This window comes from Variovorax paradoxus, assembly GCF_902712855.1.
Taxonomy (GTDB): Bacteria; Pseudomonadota; Gammaproteobacteria; order Burkholderiales; family Burkholderiaceae_C; genus Variovorax; species Variovorax paradoxus_Q.
The window spans coordinates 726,634-743,298 of sequence record NZ_LR743508.1 but is presented as its reverse complement, the minus strand read 5'-3'; the positions used below and the strand labels follow the sequence as shown (position 1 = coordinate 743,298).

Genomic DNA, 16,665 nt, shown 5'->3' with positions numbered 1-16,665 from the left:
ATGACCAAGGGTGATGCGCTCTCGGTTTACAAGGCGAAGCGCAACTTCGCCGTCACGAGCGAGCCCGCCGAGGGCGGCAAGGCCAACCCTCACGCCCTCAGTTTTGTTGTCCAGAAGCACGCCGCCTCGAGGCTGCACTATGACTTCCGGCTCGAGTTGGACGGCGTGATGCTGTCCTGGGCCGTGCCGAAAGGTCCGAGCTTCGACCCGCAGGAGAAACGGATGGCGATCCACGTCGAGGACCACCCCATCTCCTACTCGTCCTTCGAGGGGACGATCCCGCCGAAGCAGTACGGCGCCGGCACGGTGATAGTCTGGGACAACGGGACTTGGGAGCCTGTCGGAGACCCACGCGCCGGCATGGCCGCAGGCAAGCTCGTATTTCGCCTGCATGGCCAAAAACTGGAAGGTTTGTGGGAGCTCGTGAACATCGCCAAGGGCGGCGAGCGCCAGGAGCCGTGGATCCTCTTCAAGAAGAAAGACGAGTTCGCGCGCCCGCATGCGGACTACGACGTCGTGACGGCGCTTCCAGACAGCGTCATTGCAAAGCCTCTCAAAAAGGTGGCGCGCAAGCCATCCAAGAATGCCGAGCACCCCAAGCCTTCGTCCGTCAGAAATCCCCTTGCTTCGGCAAAGAAATCCGCATTGCCCCAGACCCTGAAGCCACAGCTCGCCACGCTCGCGGCAGGCATCCCGGGAACTGGCGAATGGCTTTACGAAATCAAGTTCGACGGTTATCGCCTCATGGCCCGACTGGACAAGGGCAAGGTGGGACTCATTACGCGGGGCGGGCACGACTGGGCCCAAAAGATGCCCCAGTTGGTGGACGAACTCGGCAAGATGGGCCTGACCTCGACGTTCCTGGACGGAGAAATCGTCGTCCTGGGCCCCAGCGGCGCCCCGGATTTCAATGCGTTGCAAAACGCGTTCGACAAGCACCAAGGCACCGACCAGATCGTCTATTTTGTTTTTGACGCGCCCTTCTTCGAAGGTGCGGACCTGCGTGATGTCCCCCTGAAGGCGCGCCGTGAAGTGTTGCGTGCATTCTTCGAGGAACGGGCTTCAGAGCACGTGCGCTTCAGCGCAGACTTTCCGGCCGACCCCTCCTCAATCCTGCGATCTGCTTGTCAGTTGCAACTGGAAGGGGTCATCGCGAAGCGCGCTGACGCGCCATACGTTTCCCGTCGCAGCGAGACCTGGCTGAAGCTCAAGTGCAAGCTGCGCCAGGAATTCGTTGTTTGCGGCTACACCGATCGCAGCGATAACTCTGCGCAGATCGGAAGCCTGCTACTTGGGATCCATGACGCCAAGAGCAACCTCTTGCCTGCCGGCAGCGTGGGAACAGGATGGAGTGTTGGCGAAGCCGCGGAGTTCAAGAGGAAGCTGGTGCCCCTGGCTGCAGACGAACCGCCTTTCGATAAGGGCACGTTGAAGCCGGGGCGGTGGTCGAAGCGCAAGTCTGGCGCGGAACGCTGGGTCAGGCCAGTGCTACTGGCGGAGGTGGCGTTCGCCGAATGGACACCGGACGGCCAGATCCGCCACGCCTCGTTCATTGGATTAAGAGACGACAAGCCGGCAAAGTCCATCGTGCGCGAGCAGCCAAAGGTCATATCCGGCCCGGATCCAGCCACCCTGGCGACTGGCAAGCAGAAACCATCAGTTGGAACCGTCAAGGTTAGTCACGGCGAGCGCTTGATCGACCCCACATCGGGCGTCACGAAGCTTGATCTGGTGCGCTTCTACGAGTCGATGACAGACTTCATTCTTCCCCATCTGAAGGGGCGGCCGTGCTCGCTCGTTCGCGGGCCGACTGGCGTGGGTGGTGAATTGTTTTTCCAGAAGCACGGCGAGAAGATCGGTATTCCGGGCATCAATGAGCTACCCGAAACTTTGTGGCCGGGGCACAAGGCTCTGCTGGAGGTCGCAAGTGCCAAGGCGCTTGTCGGTGCTGCACAAATGAACGTCATGGAGTTCCACACATGGAACTCGACGGCGAAAGTGATCGAAAAGCCGGACCGAATGGTTTTTGATCTCGACCCCGGCGAAGGCACCCCGTGGGAGCACATCCAGGAAGCAGCCACGCTCGTGAGGGCGATGCTGCGAGCACTCGGCCTCGAAGCGTGGCTCAAAACCAGTGGCGGCAAAGGCCTGCACGTGGTAGTGCCCCTCGCGCCGCGCTACGACTACGAAACTGTCAAAGGGTTCTCGCAAGCTGTTGTACAACACTTGGCCAAGACGATCCCGACCCGTTTTGTCGCCAGGAGCGGGCCGAATAACCGCGTGGGCAAGTTGTTCGTCGACTACCTGCGAAACGGTCACGGAGCAACCACTGTGGCTGCATTCTCCGCACGTGCCAGGCCAGGCCTCGGCGTCTCCATCCCGGTGAGCTGGGACGATATGACACAGCTTAAAAGTGGTGCACAGTGGAACGTGCGCACAGCGCGCGAACACCTTTCATTTCAAGCTGCGGATCCTTGGGAAGCTTACTGGAAGACACGGCAGCCACTCGCAGAAGCGATGAAACGTTTGGGCTTCAAGCGTTAGGAAAGATCTACGTTCTATCCATTTTTGCGCTGTAGCGCCTGAGTCACGTCCGGACGGAGTCGACCGTTCCTTTCTTCGCAAGCCTCTCCTGAACGCCCCGCGGGTCGTTGGCTCCCGAGGCATTGCAACGCCCGTCCTGCTGATCGAACCTAGTCAGTCAGGTTCCGCCTGCGCCACCAAGTCGGGTAGCCAGAGGACAAAACTGGCACGCCTAATCGCTATCCCGGCATGAGCGGATGATCTGGTTTTTTACAGCGGCCGGCTCCCAAGATGCAGAAAACGACGCGCAGACATCAGCAGGCTGCGCGACCGCCATTGGAATTCCCAGGGCCACAAAGAAGGTCCCAACTAGAGCCAGCATCGCAGCCAGCGGCTTCAATTTCAGTTTCATACGAGAACATCTAATCTGGTGACTGATTGGTATGTTCGCGGATGAAGCGGTGCCTGCCGTCAGGCGCGCAGCGGAGAAGCTGTAGGTCTACAAGCGTTTCGAGCGCGCGCAGGGCGCCCTTTCAGCACTGGGGGCGCGACTCGAAGCGAAACGTTAGGCGGGCCTGCTTGCCTGCTTGGGCAGGATCCAAGGGCCGAGAAATCCAAGAACAAGTTCGGCAGAGCGCGAGCAACTCCATCCACCGCCTGCGCGAATAAGTGGCGCTGGCGGCCAGAACCAAGCGAATGACGCAAGGACCGAGACGCGAGGAGCTTGGGGCGGCCGTCTCCGCCAAGCAAGTGGCTGCGACGGCGCGGCCGGGCAAGCGGTCACATCTGCGCAGCGCCTAAGTCCAAGAGATCTTGTCAAAGTCACCAGCGCGTTGCCACGCAGCAGTTCCGCAGTGGTCCGATGGTTGCGCAAGACCTCGTCGCGCAAAGCAGCAGGTGATCCAAGACACCTCCGAGAGAGTTCGTGGAATGCAAAGATCGCGGTTCGCGACCGGGGCGATGGGCTTTATGCAGACATAAGCGTCGTTGTTCAACCGTGTCTCGCGCTCTCCTACGACACACCCCGCCGACAACCGACGTGGTATGTGCACAGCCAGACCAATCGTGCGGAACCGGTCGAGATCGACCGGTGGCCGAAATCAAAGGCTTTTCCGTCGAACCCACCATCAATTTACCCAGGAGACTCTCATGAACAAGACTTCAATCATCGCCGCAGCACTTGCCCTCGCCACGAGCGGCGCAGTGTTGGCTCAAGGCAATCCACCTACCACGGCGCCCGCCAACCCCGCCACGGCCGCAGGTCAGCAGAATCCCGCAGGCGGCCCGATGGGAACCACAGGCACAACGCCTCAGAACAACTCCGGCACCAGCGGGACTGCGCAAAGTTCGGGCAGCATGGCGACGGGCACCAGCAACGACACCAGCATGGCCAGCAACGGAACCGCAACGCAACGCATGCGCCCTGCCCGTGCGGACCGCAACTGATCCGTGTCAATTCCTGCAATGAGCACTCGGGCGCTTCGTCGCGTGCTTGCAGTGCTGCTCCTCGCTCCTTTCGCCGCAGTAGCGGCGCAGGGCGATGTGCAGCGCATTGCGCACGAAGCCGTCTCCTCCGGGGACAACAAAGGCGGCCCCTTTGCAGTGGTTGACAAGCGGCAGGCGCGCGTTTACGTCTTCCGCGGCAACGGCACGCTGGCCGGCTCGTCGCCGGTGTTGCTTGGGCTGGCTCGCGGCGACAAGTCGGTGCCGGGTATCGGCGAGCGGAAGATGTTGGAGATCCGACCCGAGGAACGCACGACTCCCGCAGGCCGGTTCGCCAGCGAACCTGGACGAAACTTGTCTGGTGAAGACATCGTGTGGGTCGACTACGATGCTGCCGTCTCCATGCATCGCGTGCGCCCGAATGTGAAGGCCGAGCGCCGACTCGAACGGCTCGCCACGCCCACCGCGGACGACAACCGGATCACGTTCGGTTGCATCAACGTGCCCGCCGCCTTCTACGACGCCTACGTCAAGCCCTCGCTTGGCAATCGGAACGGTGTCGTATATGTGCTGCCCGAGAAGACGATGCCCGACAAAGCCATGTTCGGTTTTTTGAAGCCTTGAACAGCCGCGTTCGTGCCGCCGCCAAGCTCACTCAATTTTCAACGATCACCTGCCCATCTCTAAGGAGAGATCATGAATCAGACCACCACGCAAAAGCAGATGTCGCCAGTCAACATCGAACAGAACCGGGCGGTCGGTCAAGACAGCTTTGCAGAGGGAAGCCGAATGGGACGCGAAGCCAACAAGGCTCACGCCTTTCCTGGCGAAGCCGAACAGATCGAAGGAGCCAGCTCTGCTGACGCCCGCGGCGATGTGCAAGACAACCGCGACCATTCGGTGCCGGAGACCTCACGCGAAGATGCCATCCGACAGGCAGCATACGAAGCCTACCAAAGACGTATGGCCTCGGGTGGAGGGTCCGGCAGCGAGATCGTCGACTGGCTCGAAGCAGAAGCGCATGTCAAGAGAGAGCGCGGCGAATAGCAGCGTCGCCCAATTCACCAGCAAGGGACTACAAGCCTTGACAGGCTCAGGGTTGTCAAAGGACGCTACGCTATTGGATAGCTTAGGCGTTCGCGTCGTTGTCGTGAGAAATGACCGGTTCGCTGCGGCTTTGTAGCTTACTGGGGCGCTGGTTTGGCAGAGGGGTCGGCGCCGCCTGCGGCCGCGCCGCTGCCGGACCTACCAGGTTCGCCGTCCCGTGTCGCCTTGCCACCGCCGATCGAGGCTGGCGGCTTGCTCGTTTGAGTGCGAGCCCTGGCCGTACTTTCGTCTGTGATGATCTTTCCGCTTTCGCCGAGTCCGCCGGTGGGCGCCCGAGTCGCTGGCGCCTTCTGCCCGTCGGCGGAAGGCGGCGCCGCAGTTCCCTTTGGGTTACCGGTGGACTGGGCCAAGGCTGGGCCTGTCACTGCGGCACCGAGGGCGCCGCATGCGAGCATTGGAGCTAGCATTCGAAGAAGTAGGTTTTTCATGGCTAAGGTGTCACGGCGAGAACAGCAGCGCCGCGTAGGACTGTCAGGTCTTTACGCGTGGGCGATACCGCCTATGGCCCTTCCGGTTTCACCTCGACCCAATCGGTGCCCAAGCTCACGCGGTAGTCCTCGACCATCGCTTGGGTGGCGGCGGAACCATGGATGGCGCGGCAGAAATCAGCAAACGCCTTCCTTGCTCACTTGCGAGTCTGATCCACCGCACCAAGTAGCGGGATCCACGGGGATGGCGCGAGTCGGGTTGAGCATAGAAACACGGATGCCGCCCGCGTGCCGCGAACATGTATGTGCACCGCGCGAGCGCCTTCGCGATCGGGACGCCGTGAGCAATACAAGACGAGTGAGTCTTACAGATGGTCAAATGCGGCTCGCAACGCGACGTAGCTGCGAGGACTTTGCCCCACGACCGTAAAGCGCGTGTGGCCCAGGCGCCGTTTGAGTGGAACGCAGTTCTCAGCTTTTGCGCGCTTGGATGAGCCCGAATGATCGACTCTGTTGGCTGGTTTGGAAGACCGAACGAACTCTCGGAGGTCCGGGCATTCACGGGCTGGGCGGCGCCAGCAACGGCGCAACCTTGGCCCAGGTAACATGCGTGCGTGGGTGCCCGCACAGCATTGGCACTTGCGCCCTTTCAGCACCGTGGCGCACCCGCTGGGTCGCATTTCCAGTCGGTTCCGCTCCAGCCTGAAGCCCTCGAAAATCGGATCCCTCGAGTTCTGAGAGGGTACCTACTTGGTCTTGGCCGCCTCGCTTGCGGTGTCCGCGTTAGTGGAGCTGCGGCTGCCCTTCAGGTACAACTCCACGTCGGCAGCCTTGTCGCCGACCTTGGCGATGGCTTGGGTCAGCTGCTCCTCGGTCACGTCGAATTCACGCGTCCAGCGCGCGACCTGTCCAGCGTCGTTCTTGTCGATGCGGGGCGCCGCGGAATCACTTTGATTTGCCATGAGATCTCCTGAACTGTTTGGAAACTGAGCTTAGAGCGGTAGGGCTCGATCAGCCTCGAGCGCGACAGGGTGGGCAGCAGGCTGCGGACCCGAAGGCGTCAGCACGACCTTGCGACAGTCCTCCTCGGCCTTCTCGAAGATGTCGTAACCACGCGCGGCGTCTTCCAACGCCATGTGGTGCGTGATGATCACCTCAGGCTTCAGGTCGCCCGCCTGGATATGCTCGAGCAGCTTGGGCATGTGCTGCTGCGCATGCGTCTGGCCCATCTTGAAGGTCAACCCTTTCTCGAACGCGTCACCGAACAAGAAGCCGTGGATGAACCCCGCGTAGACGCCCGGCACGCTCACCACCCCGCCGCGCCGCGTCGCGGCAATGGCCTGGCGAAGCGCTTTTCCGCTGGAGCCTTCGAGCTTCAGGTCAGTCATGACCGTCTCCAGAGTGCTTCCTTTGGCTTCGAAGCCGACCGCGTCGATGGAGGCGTCGACGCCGCGGAAATCCGTGCGCTCGATGATTGCGCCAGCCGGATCGTCGATGTCCTTGAAGTTGATTGGCTCCACGCCGTAAGTGGCCCGGGCGAATTCCAGTCGATAGGCATGCTCGTCGACCATGAAGACGCGCTCGGCGCCCAGCAGCCGGGCCGAGGCTGCGGCCATCAAGCCTACGGGTCCCGCGCCGAAGATGGCCACCGTCGAGCCGGGGCCCACTTCGCCATTCACAGCGGCCTGATAGCCCGTGGGTAGGATGTCCGAGAGGAACAGCACCTGCTCGTCGGCCAGTCCAGCAGGAATGACCAGCGGGCCCACATTCGCCTTGGGCACCCGCACGTATTCCGCCTGCCCGCCCGGGTAGCCGCCATACAGGTGCGAGTAGCCGAAGAGTCCCGCACCGGAGCGCACGTTCTTCTTGTTGAGAATGGCACCACGGCCCGGGTTGGTGGTCTCGCAGGCAGCAAACAGCGTCTTGTTGCAGAAGAAGCACTGTCCACAGGCGATGGTGAAGGGCACAACTACGCGGTCCCCCTTCTTAAGCCGTGTCACGCCCTTGCCGACTTCTTCCACGATGCCCATGAATTCGTGGCCCAAGATGTCGCCCGACTCCATGTCGGGAATTTTTCCGCGGAAGATATGCAGGTCGGAGCCGCAGATGGCCGTTGCGGTCACGCGCAGCAGAACGTCGTCTTCCTGCTCGAGCACTGGATCAGGAACCGTCTCAACGCTGACCTTCTTTGAAGACTGGTAGGTGAGAGCTTTCATTTGACGTCCTAGGAAAATGGGAAGGCGAAAACGGAGAGGGAATGAGCAGCTTCGCGCGGCTCTAGACGTGGGCAAGAAAAAGTAGGCTTCACGCCCTACTCTCGTTGTAGGAGCACAAGCCCTCGGCATGCGCGCCAGGGCCTTCGCAAACTGGGTCTCGTCCTCCTCAGGGTACAGCCCAATGAGAACCCTTTGGCATAGCGACCGATTACGGGCTGGCGCGCCTCTCCGGCTGCAGCGTCGGATGAACCTGGCGCAATGTTCCGCACGAGCTGGATGTGAACGCCCTTTGCGGCACTTCTCAAGGAAGAAGAGGCCCTTGCCTACACGCGACCGTTTGAGAAAGGCCAATGTTGTGTTTCTTCATACGGAGCACAGCCATGACACAGCGCCGAAGCGTGCATTCAGCCGGCAGCCCTGCCAAAACACCCCAGCCCACCAAAGGGGCGAATCCAGATGGTCGCACCCCGGTGCAGCTGCCCAGCGATGCAGCAAAGACAAAGGCCGGCGGTGCGGCACCAGTCAAGCGGACTGCGAAGTAAAGACGTTCTACCGCTTCACCCCTACCTCGCTTATCCAGGATCCCTATGCAACACCATCAAGCAGATGCAGCGCACACCGCTCACCAATCCAGCGTCGTAAAACCCCGAGCAGGGCCTCGCACCAGCTTGAATGTCGTCATCGCCGGCGCATCCAGCGGCATTGGTCGAGCGACAGCGTTAGCATTTGCCGCAGAAGGTGCGTCACTCGTCCTTGCTGCACGCCATACCGAAAACCTAGAGGAAGTTGCGCAGTAGTGCAGGGCCGCTGGCGGCATCGCGTTGGTTGTTCCCACTGATGTCACGGACGCAAAGGCAGTCCATGCTTTGGCCGAGTCTGCCCTCGCGCACTTCGGCTATGTGGACATGTGGATCAACAATGTTGGCGTGGGCGCTGTCGGCCTTTTCGATCAGACACCTATGGAAGCGCACCGGCGCGTGATCGAGGCGAACCTTTTAGGCCATATGCATGGTGCCTACGAGATCGTGCCGCATTTCAAATCACGAGGTCGCGGCACTCTGGTGAACATGATTTCGCTCGGCGGCTGGGTGCCTGCACCCTACGCCACAGCATGCACAGCCAGCAAGTTCGGGTTGCGGGGGTTCTCGGAAGCGCTGAGGGCAGAGCTATCATCCTATCCCCACATCCATGTGTGCGAGGTCTACCCAACCTTCGTCGATACACCAGGCATGTCGCACGGTGCGAACTACAGCGGTGGGCAAGTACGTCCGCCGCCACCAGTTATCGATCCGCGTACCGTTGCCGATGCGCTGGTGTCGTTGGCAACTCGTCCACGCCCCAGCACCTACATAGGCGCGCCTGCGCGCCCGGGGATCCTAGCCCACGCCTTGGCTCCGGACTTGGTTGTCCGCAGTATGAAATGGCTTACCGACAAGTCACTTCAGCGAGCGCGGCCGGCGCTGCGTTCGGATGGCAACCTTTACGAGTCCTCCCGCAGCAGCGCCATCGATGGCGGCTTTCGCGCGACGCGCGAGATCAACCCGGCCGCCGTTGCGGTCGGTGCGATCGCAGCTGCTCTAGGTGCCTTGGCGCTCGCCGGCCTGCGAGGGAGGCGCCGGCGCCAACGTGGCTGAGGCTGTCTTCGCCTTTAAGCACCGCGAAACAGATTTCGCCTTTCACAGGGCCGAGTGATCATGTGCCGCCGATTACCACTGGGACTTTGCCAGTCCCTTGGCACTTTGCGCACTTCGCTCTGCTGCAGATTTGCCGCTCCCGCCGCATTCGCTGCAAATTTGCACTCCTATACCTGGCGTCCCGGGTAGTGCCTCGTCACCTCGATTAAGCGGCTGAGCAGTCGCGGTTTTATTGACGGAATCGCGAAGGGCCGTGTTGGTTTTTTCGGACTTTTCATCGCGTGGTCTTTCGCTAGTGGTCCGCGAGGTAAACGTTGATCCAGATTTAGCAGCTAGATTTTTCAGTCGCGGCATATGCCTGAGAGGGCGGCGCTCAAGGTAACGCTCCCACAAAAACAAGCCTGGTAACGCTACCAAGTGCATCAATGCAAGAAGGAGCGCGATTGAAAACATGCAAACCGCGATCAGTGGACTTGCCGCAACCCCGAAAATGATCTTTAACATTGTTACGGACCAGCCTGCTTTTGTTTCAGGAGCTCGTAAGGAGCGCATAGCGCCTGCTCCCGCAGGCTTCTTCTCAAGGCACTTAAAAGTCGCCAGTGCCTAACAGCATCGGGTTGCTGTCTGAGTACACACTGCCTGACGGATCCAGCTGCAGAACCTTTTCATTGATGACGTGCTGATGGGAAAGATACGCGTGAGCAAGATCTCGCGGTCCCTCACCGGCCGCGAAATGGTCCACCAGCGCCTCGCGGGAAATGACGGCCGGGACCGAACCGCCGTCCGCGCGCTTCACGCGCACAAAAAGCTTGCTTCCACGGTCTTCCAAGCATGCGAAGGTTTCCACGGAATTCGTCGCCTCTCCCCTCGCAAGCTTATGGCCAGTAGCGTTCAGTTTGGAAGGTCGCATGATTTGATGCGCTCGCTTGGCCGACAGACCAGATAAAGAGAGATCGCGGTCAAGTGCGCTTGGCAATTAGGCCGTAGAGGGCCAGCACGATCACGGCGCCTATGACAGACGCAAAGAAACCTGCGGTCGTTCCCGCTGTGTACCAGCCCATAGCCTGCCCCGCGTATGTCGCGACGAGGGAGCCCACGATCCCCAACAGCGTAGTCCAGATCATTCCTAGAGATTGACGTCCTGGTAATACGGCGCGGGCGATCAGCCCTGCCAAGAAGCCGATGATGATTGTCCAAATGATTGACATAGATGTTCTCAAAAAAAGGCAACGACGGCCACTGCCAGACCACTTTGACCTATTACTTGCTTGCGGTTTTGTCAGCCAAGTCCTTGGCTTGCTGCAGGTGACCCTGAACCACTGGCAACATCTTGGTTGCTAGCGCTTTCAGATCCGAGTCCTTGGCATCAGCCTGCGTTTTCTTGAGAAGTTTCTCTGTTGCCTCGTGATCGCCGACACCCGCTTGCCTGACGTAGCGAATGTCGAAAAGTCCTCCGGACAGTGCATTGAATTCAACCAACACTGCCTTGTGCTTCGCATCTGGACCATCGGGCAGCTCCACTCCTCTGGCCGATGCCAAGGTCTTCACGTCGGCAAGCCCTTTCGAATGGTCATCAACCATCATCTAGGCAAATTTTTTAACTTCGGCGTTGCCGGATCTGTCGACATCCAGCTTTCCGCTTTCGACTTCTGAGATGTTGGCCTGCGCGATGTCTTTAAGCAGCGATTCGTCGGCGGATGCGAGCTTGCCCGCGGCATAGGATGGCATGCCGAAAAGCAGCAAGGCCGAGACTGCTGCGGTCGCGACGAAGCGAGAAGTTATGGTCATGAGAAAGCTTCTCCTAGAGTCTGTGTGCGTGCAGACTGGCATGCGCCGCCTCGCGAAACTGTAGGAACGCGCGACTTCTCTCCGCCGGCGCTATAGGGCCTCGTTGCGCCGACGCGGTGCGGCGGGCAAGCGCAGGATCGGGGCAATCGCGCAGACCCATACGAAACGCCCGTCCAAGCAGAACGCGGCCTACGAGGCCCCACGGCGATTTAGACGCCGGCAGCCACCTGCTCTAGTCGGTCCAGCGCGTCTTGCGGCAACACCAGGCGCGCCGCCGCCAGATTCTCATGCAGGTGCACGACCGACGAGGTCCCCGGAATCAGCAGGATGTTGGGTGAGCGTTGCAGCAGCCACGCCAGCGCTACCTGCATCGGCGTGGCGTCCAGCTGTTGCGCCACCGCCGACAGCCCCTGCGATTGCAGCGGCGAAAAGCCGCCCAGCGGGAAGAAGGGGACGTAGGGAATCCCTTGGCGGGCCAGTGTATCGATCAGGTCATCGTCGCCGCGGTGCGCAAGGTTGTACTGGTTCTGCACGCAGACGATGCGACAGATCCGTTGTCCTTCGACGATCTGCCGAGGCGTCACGTTGCTCAGTCCAATGTGGCGCACAAGACCCTGTTGCTGCAGCTCGGCAAGGACCGTCAGCGGCGCTTCCAGAGAGCCTTCGGCGGGCCCATGCACGTCGAACATGGCGCGCAAGTTGACCACTTCCAGTTGCTGGAGACCGAGGTTGCGCAGGTTGTCGTGCACGGCAGTGCGCAGTTGCTCGGCAGACAGCGCGGGGTTCCACGACGCGTCCGCGCCGCGCGCCGCGCCCACCTTGGTCGCGATGACCAGGTCATCGCGGTAGGGATGCAGCGCTTCGCGGATCAACTCGTTCGTGATGTGCGGCCCGTAAAAGTCACTCGTATCGATGTGAGTCACGCCGGCCTCGATGGCGCCGCGCAGCACCGCAAGCGCCGCACTGCGATCCTTGGGCGGCCCGAACACACCGGGGCCGGCGAGTTGCATGGCGCCGTAGCCCAGCCGGCGGACTGGCCGGTCGCCGAGGATGAAGGTCTGGCTGGCAGCGAAATCTTGAGAGGCGTGCGTCATTCGTGATGTCCTGTTTGGGGGTGGTGATTCAGTCTAGGGAGGGATTCGGTGCGTGATAAGTCGGCACAATCAACACAGGCCGTGCAGAACCAAGCACAATGAAATTCGAACTCAGTGATCTCGACGCCTTCCTCACCGTGGCGCGAACTAAGGGCTTCCGCGAAGGCGCGCGCGCCAGCGGTGGCAGCGCCTCGGGCCTGAGCCTCGCCGTGCGGCGCCTTGAGGCGCAGTTCGGCGTGCGACTCTTACACCGAACCACCCGCAGCGTGGTGCCCACGGAGGCCGGCCGGCGCCTGCTGGAGCGCCTCGGCCCGGCGCTGGGCCAGGTCGAAGAAGCGTTGGATGTCGTCAACAACTTTCGCGATACCCCCGCCGGCACCCTTCGACTGAACGTGCCTATGAGCGCGTCGCGTCTCGTTTTGCCGGCCCTCGTGCCAGACTTCTTGCAGGCATTCCCCGACATCCAGCTCGACGTCATCGTCGAAGATGGCTTCGTGGACCTGCTGGCCAGCGGCTGCGATGCGGGCATCCGCTACGACGAGAGCCTGGCGCAGGACATGGTGGCTGTGCCGATCGGCCCGCGAGTCCAGCGCTTCGCAGCAGCGGCCTCACCCGCCTACCTGGGCCGCTTCGGACGCCCCGGGCATCCGCGCGAGCTGCTGTCCCATGCCTGCCTTCGGGGCCGCTTCGCCAGCGGCGTCGTGCCGCCTTGGGATTTCGAGAGAGACGGCGAATCGGTGCGCGTGGACCCCACGCCCCGCATGGTGGTCCGCCTGGGCGGCGGCGCCGATCTGGCCGTGGACGCGGCGGTCGGTGGTGCGGGGGTGGTCTATCTGTTCGAGGACTGGCTGCGGCCCCAACTGGACAGCGGCGCGCTGGAGCCGGTTCTGGCGGAATGGTGGCCCAGCTTCCCTGGCCCCTATCTTTACTTCACAAGTCGCAAGCTCTTGCCCGCGCCGCTGCAGGCGTTTGTTGACTTTGTGCGCGCGCGGGCGCGCTGAGGTGCAGATGGCTCAGGCGCGTCGCGCCTGCGTCGGTGGGCATCACGCCCTTCCCGCCGGGATGGGTCGTGTCGGCGTAGCAGGCCGGCCGGTTCACCGGCGTGTGTCGGCGATGTGCTCCATGTGTTCCCGGTCCACCCTGGTGTCATAGCATCCGCCAGGCTTCACTAATTCGTAACGTCGAGATGACCGGCCGGGACTCACGGCACATGTGCGTCGCGCGAAGAACCGTCGGTGTTCGCGTTCGCTTTAGCGTTTGGCGTCCACAGATTCCAGTCCCGGCAATTGCCATCGAAGCGCTACAGCCGGGATCAACGGAAATCCCGGCTGCTCGCCGACCCCGCCAGCCTGCCCAGCAAGGGCGTGAGATCCTCGATCCTCGACGCGATCAGATTCTTCACGATCCCTTCGCGCTGCCAGGTGCCATGCACGACCATGAGCCGCGCGCCCAGCAACTCTTGGCGCTGCACCTCTCGCAGGCTCTTCCACACGATAACTTGCACCACACCGGTCTCGTCCTCCAGCGACACGAAGATCGTGCCCTTCGCCGTCTCCGGCTGCTGTCGCAGCGTCACGATCCCGCAGTGGCTCACCTGCTCGCCGTTTTCGATTTCTTCAAGGTCCTGCGCGCTCATCAACCCGCGCAGCGTCAGCCGCTCGCGCAACAAGGCCATCGGGTGCCGGCGCAACGTCAGCCCCGTCGATGCGTAGTCGAAGACGATCTCCTCGCCCTCCGGCGCTTCGTCGAGCTCGAGGAAGTCTTCGTCGACGGGCGCTTCGCGCAACAGACCGGGCGCCGCGCGCAGCCCCGCCGCCTCCCAGACCTGCTGGCGCCGGTGACCCGATAGGCTCATCAACGCATCGGCCGCCGCCAGCAGCTTCATCTCATGCAGCTCGAGCCGCGCCCGCAGCGCCAGGTCTTCCGCGCTGTCGAATACATGCAGCGCGCGTGCCTCGACGATGCGATCCGCCGAGGCGGCCTTGAGCCCACCGATCATGCGCAGCCCTAACCGCACGGCCGGCTCATGATCCAGATCCTCCAGCGTGCAGTCCACGTCGCTGTACATCACATCCACAGGCCGCACGTCGACACCATGACGCCGCGCATCCTGCACAAGTTGCGACGGCGAATAGAACCCCAGCGGCTGCGAGTTCAGCATCGCCGCCAGGAATTCCGCCGGGTGGTGACATTTGATCCAGCAACTCGCGTAGACAAGCAATGCGAACGACGCCGCATGGCTCTCAGGGAAGCCGTACTCGCTGAAGCCCTTGATCTGCTCGAAGATCGCCTTCGCAAAGCTCTCCTCGTAGCCTCGTGCCGTCATGCCGTCGACGATCCGCGAGTAGTAATGCTCAAGACCGCCCTTTCGCTTCCAGGCCGCCATCGATCGGCGCAGTCCGTCCGCCTCGCCGGGCGTGAAGCCCGCGGCGAGGATGGAGATCTGCATCACCTGCTCCTGGAATACCGGCACGCCCAGTGTGCGTCCCAGCGCCTCCTTCAGCGCTTCGCTTGGATAGGCCACCGGCTCCTTGCCCTGACGCCTGTTCAGGTACGGGTGCACCATGCCGCCCTGGATGGGACCGGGCCGCACGATCGCCACTTCGATGACCAGGTCGTAGAAGCAGCGTGGCTTCAGGCGCGGCAGCATGCTCATCTGCGCCCGGCTCTCGATCTGGAAGACGCCCACAGTGTCGGCCTTGCAGATCATGTCGTAGGTGGTGCTGTCCTCGGCCGGGATGTCCTGCATGCCGAAGACGCAGCCTTTGCGCAGGCCAATGAAGTCCAGCGCCTTGCGGATGGCTGTCAGCATGCCGAGCGCCAGACAGTCCACCTTCAGCAGGCCGAGCGCGTCAAGGTCGTCCTTGTCCCATTCGATCACCGTGCGATCGGGCATCGACGCGTTTTCGATGGGCACCATGCGGCACAGTGGCCCCTTGGTCAGCACGAAGCCGCCCGTGTGCTGGCTCAGGTGACGAGGAAACCCGATCAGCTGCCCCGTGAGGTGCATGAGCTGTTGCACCTGCAGCGACTCCATCGACAAACCGATCTCCTGCAACCGCTCCGGCCGCACCTCGCGTCCATCCCACCACTGATGCCCCTTGGCGATCGCGTCGACCGTCTCCAGCGACATGCCCAGCGCCTTGCCCACGTCCCGGATCGCGCTCTTGGGCCGGTAGCTGATCACCACTCCGGTGATGGCGGCGCGATCCCGCCCGTACTTGGCGTAGAGATACTGCAGCACCTCCTCGCGCCGCTCGTGCTCGAAATCGATGTCGATGTCCGGCGGCTCGTTGCGTTCCTTGGAGATGAACCGCTCGAACAGCACGCTCATGCGCGCAGGGTCGACCTCGGTCACGCCGGTGCAGTAGCAGACCACGCTGTTCGCGGCACTGCCCCTGCCCTGACAGAGGATGTGGCGCGAGCGCGCGAACATCACGATGTCGGCGACGGTCAGGAAGTAGTGCTCATACTTGAGCTCGGCGATCAGCGTGAGTTCATGCTCGATCTGCGTTTGCACCTTGGCGGGAATGCCATCGGGCCAGCGTCGCCCTGCCCCTTCGTAGGTGACGCGCCGCAGGTAGCCGGCCGGCGTCTCGCCATCGGGAACGACTTCGTCGGGGTACTGGTAGCGCAGCTCCTCGAGGCTGAAGCTGCAGCGCGCCGCCACCTTGAGCGTCTCCGCGAGGAGATCCGGCGTGTAGGTCTGCGCGAGCCGCAGTCGGGTGCGCAGATGGCGCTCGGCGTTGGGTTGCAGGTCCAGGCCGCATTCGGTCAACGGCTTGCCCAGACGGGTCGCCGTCATCACGTCCTGCAGCGGCTTGCGCGAGCGCACATGGAAATGCACGTCGCCGGCGGCGACCAGCGGGATCCCCGTCTCCTTGCTTGCCTCGCTCAAGCGGTGCAACCACATCTCGTCGTCGAGCAGGCGAAGCTTCTCCACCGCGAACCAGCAACGCCCGCGGAACTCGCGATACAGCCAGCGGCCGAGCCACTCCAACTGGGCAGGTGTGGCCTGACGTTTCGCGGAAGCCAGCACCACGCAGCCTTCGAGTTCAGCACCAGTGATCTCGCCCAGCGGCAGCCGGTACGTCCCCTTCTCGGAGACCCGGCGCAGCTTGGTGATGAACTCGGACAGGTTGCCGTAACCCTCCAAGTGGCAGGCCAGCACGGTCAGCGTGAACGGCAGAACGCCTTCATCCAGCGCGTCGGGCTCAACCAGGAACTGGCTGCCGATCAGCAGCTTCAGCTCATGATCCTTCGCAGCCACGTGCGCGCGCACCACGCCGGCCAGGCTGCACTCGTCGGTGATCGCCAGCGCGGTATAGCCCAGTTGCTTCGCACGCTCGACCAGTTCCTCTGGCTGGCTTGCGCCGCGCAGGAAGCTGAAGTTGCTCACGCACCGCAGCTCGGCGTAATCGGGCAGGTCCAT

The 16,665-nt window shown here is 62.2% G+C and carries 14 protein-coding genes and 1 pseudogene; 6 read left to right on the top strand and 9 right to left on the bottom strand.

Features of this window, described 5'->3' with window-relative positions; translation table 11 throughout:
- Positions 1–2,544 (top strand): DNA ligase D, encoded by a 2,544-nt coding sequence (ligD, locus tag AACL56_RS30005; RefSeq protein WP_339093665.1) that lies wholly within the window; start codon positions 1–3, stop codon positions 2,542–2,544.
- Between the two features lie 211 nt (positions 2,545–2,755).
- On the opposite strand, the gene AACL56_RS30000 is transcribed toward ligD, so the two are convergent.
- The gene (locus AACL56_RS30000; protein ID WP_339093664.1) at positions 2,756–2,935 is read right to left on the bottom strand and encodes a hypothetical protein; all 180 of its coding nucleotides are present in this window, start codon (positions 2,933–2,935) and stop codon (positions 2,756–2,758) included.
- 737 nt (positions 2,936–3,672) lie between these two features.
- On the opposite strand from AACL56_RS30000, the gene AACL56_RS29995 reads away from it, so the two are divergent.
- The 3 genes from AACL56_RS29995 to AACL56_RS29985 all read left to right on the top strand — a co-directional run bounded on the left by AACL56_RS29995 (position 3,673) and on the right by AACL56_RS29985 (position 5,013).
- Positions 3,673–3,969, top strand: a complete 297-nt coding sequence (locus AACL56_RS29995) for a proteophosphoglycan ppg4 (protein ID WP_339093662.1) — start codon at positions 3,673–3,675, stop codon at positions 3,967–3,969.
- Positions 3,970–3,987: 18 nt separating this feature from the next.
- The gene (locus tag AACL56_RS29990; RefSeq protein ID WP_339093661.1) at positions 3,988–4,590 is read left to right on the top strand and encodes a L,D-transpeptidase; all 603 of its coding nucleotides are present in this window, start codon (positions 3,988–3,990) and stop codon (positions 4,588–4,590) included.
- A 72-nt stretch (positions 4,591–4,662) separates the two neighbouring features.
- Positions 4,663–5,013 carry a hypothetical protein gene (locus AACL56_RS29985; RefSeq protein ID WP_339093659.1) on the top strand — a complete coding sequence of 117 codons (351 nt, stop codon included), beginning with the start codon at positions 4,663–4,665 and terminating at the stop codon, positions 5,011–5,013.
- A 1,234-nt stretch (positions 5,014–6,247) separates the two neighbouring features.
- Here the strand turns inward: AACL56_RS29985 and AACL56_RS29980 are convergent.
- On the bottom strand, positions 6,248–6,463 hold the full coding sequence (locus AACL56_RS29980; protein WP_339093657.1) for a DUF3606 domain-containing protein: 216 nt from the start codon (positions 6,461–6,463) through the stop codon (positions 6,248–6,250).
- Positions 6,464–6,493: 30 nt separating this feature from the next.
- Positions 6,494–7,717: a zinc-dependent alcohol dehydrogenase gene (locus AACL56_RS29975; protein ID WP_339093655.1), complete on the bottom strand. Its 1,224-nt coding sequence runs from the start codon at positions 7,715–7,717 to the stop codon at positions 6,494–6,496.
- 587 nt (positions 7,718–8,304) lie between these two features.
- Here AACL56_RS29975 and AACL56_RS29970 point away from each other — a divergent pair.
- Positions 8,305–9,351: pseudogene (locus tag AACL56_RS29970) on the top strand (SDR family oxidoreductase).
- Between the two features lie 586 nt (positions 9,352–9,937).
- Here AACL56_RS29970 and AACL56_RS29965 read toward each other — a convergent pair.
- The 5 genes from AACL56_RS29965 to AACL56_RS29945 all read right to left on the bottom strand — a co-directional run bounded on the left by AACL56_RS29965 (position 9,938) and on the right by AACL56_RS29945 (position 12,233).
- Positions 9,938–10,198, bottom strand: a complete 261-nt coding sequence (locus AACL56_RS29965; protein WP_339093653.1) for a hypothetical protein — start codon at positions 10,196–10,198, stop codon at positions 9,938–9,940.
- A 112-nt stretch (positions 10,199–10,310) separates the two neighbouring features.
- Entirely contained in the window at positions 10,311–10,559 is a 249-nt protein-coding gene (locus tag AACL56_RS29960; RefSeq protein WP_339093651.1) for a GlsB/YeaQ/YmgE family stress response membrane protein, read from the bottom strand.
- Positions 10,560–10,611: 52 nt separating this feature from the next.
- Positions 10,612–10,935 (bottom strand): DUF4142 domain-containing protein, encoded by a 324-nt coding sequence (locus AACL56_RS29955; RefSeq protein ID WP_339093649.1) that lies wholly within the window; start codon positions 10,933–10,935, stop codon positions 10,612–10,614.
- Positions 10,936–11,139: a hypothetical protein gene (locus tag AACL56_RS29950; RefSeq protein WP_339093648.1), complete on the bottom strand. Its 204-nt coding sequence runs from the start codon at positions 11,137–11,139 to the stop codon at positions 10,936–10,938.
- A gap of 209 nt (positions 11,140–11,348) precedes the next feature.
- Positions 11,349–12,233 (bottom strand): aldo/keto reductase family oxidoreductase, encoded by an 885-nt coding sequence (locus tag AACL56_RS29945; RefSeq protein ID WP_339093646.1) that lies wholly within the window; start codon positions 12,231–12,233, stop codon positions 11,349–11,351.
- Positions 12,234–12,331: 98 nt separating this feature from the next.
- Between AACL56_RS29945 and AACL56_RS29940 the strand changes: the two genes are divergently transcribed.
- On the top strand, positions 12,332–13,234 hold the full coding sequence (locus AACL56_RS29940) for a LysR family transcriptional regulator (protein ID WP_339093644.1): 903 nt from the start codon (positions 12,332–12,334) through the stop codon (positions 13,232–13,234).
- A 311-nt stretch (positions 13,235–13,545) separates the two neighbouring features.
- On the opposite strand, the gene AACL56_RS29935 is transcribed toward AACL56_RS29940, so the two are convergent.
- A complete protein-coding gene (locus tag AACL56_RS29935; protein WP_339093642.1) occupies positions 13,546–16,665 on the bottom strand; it encodes an error-prone DNA polymerase in 3,120 nt (1,039 codons plus the stop codon).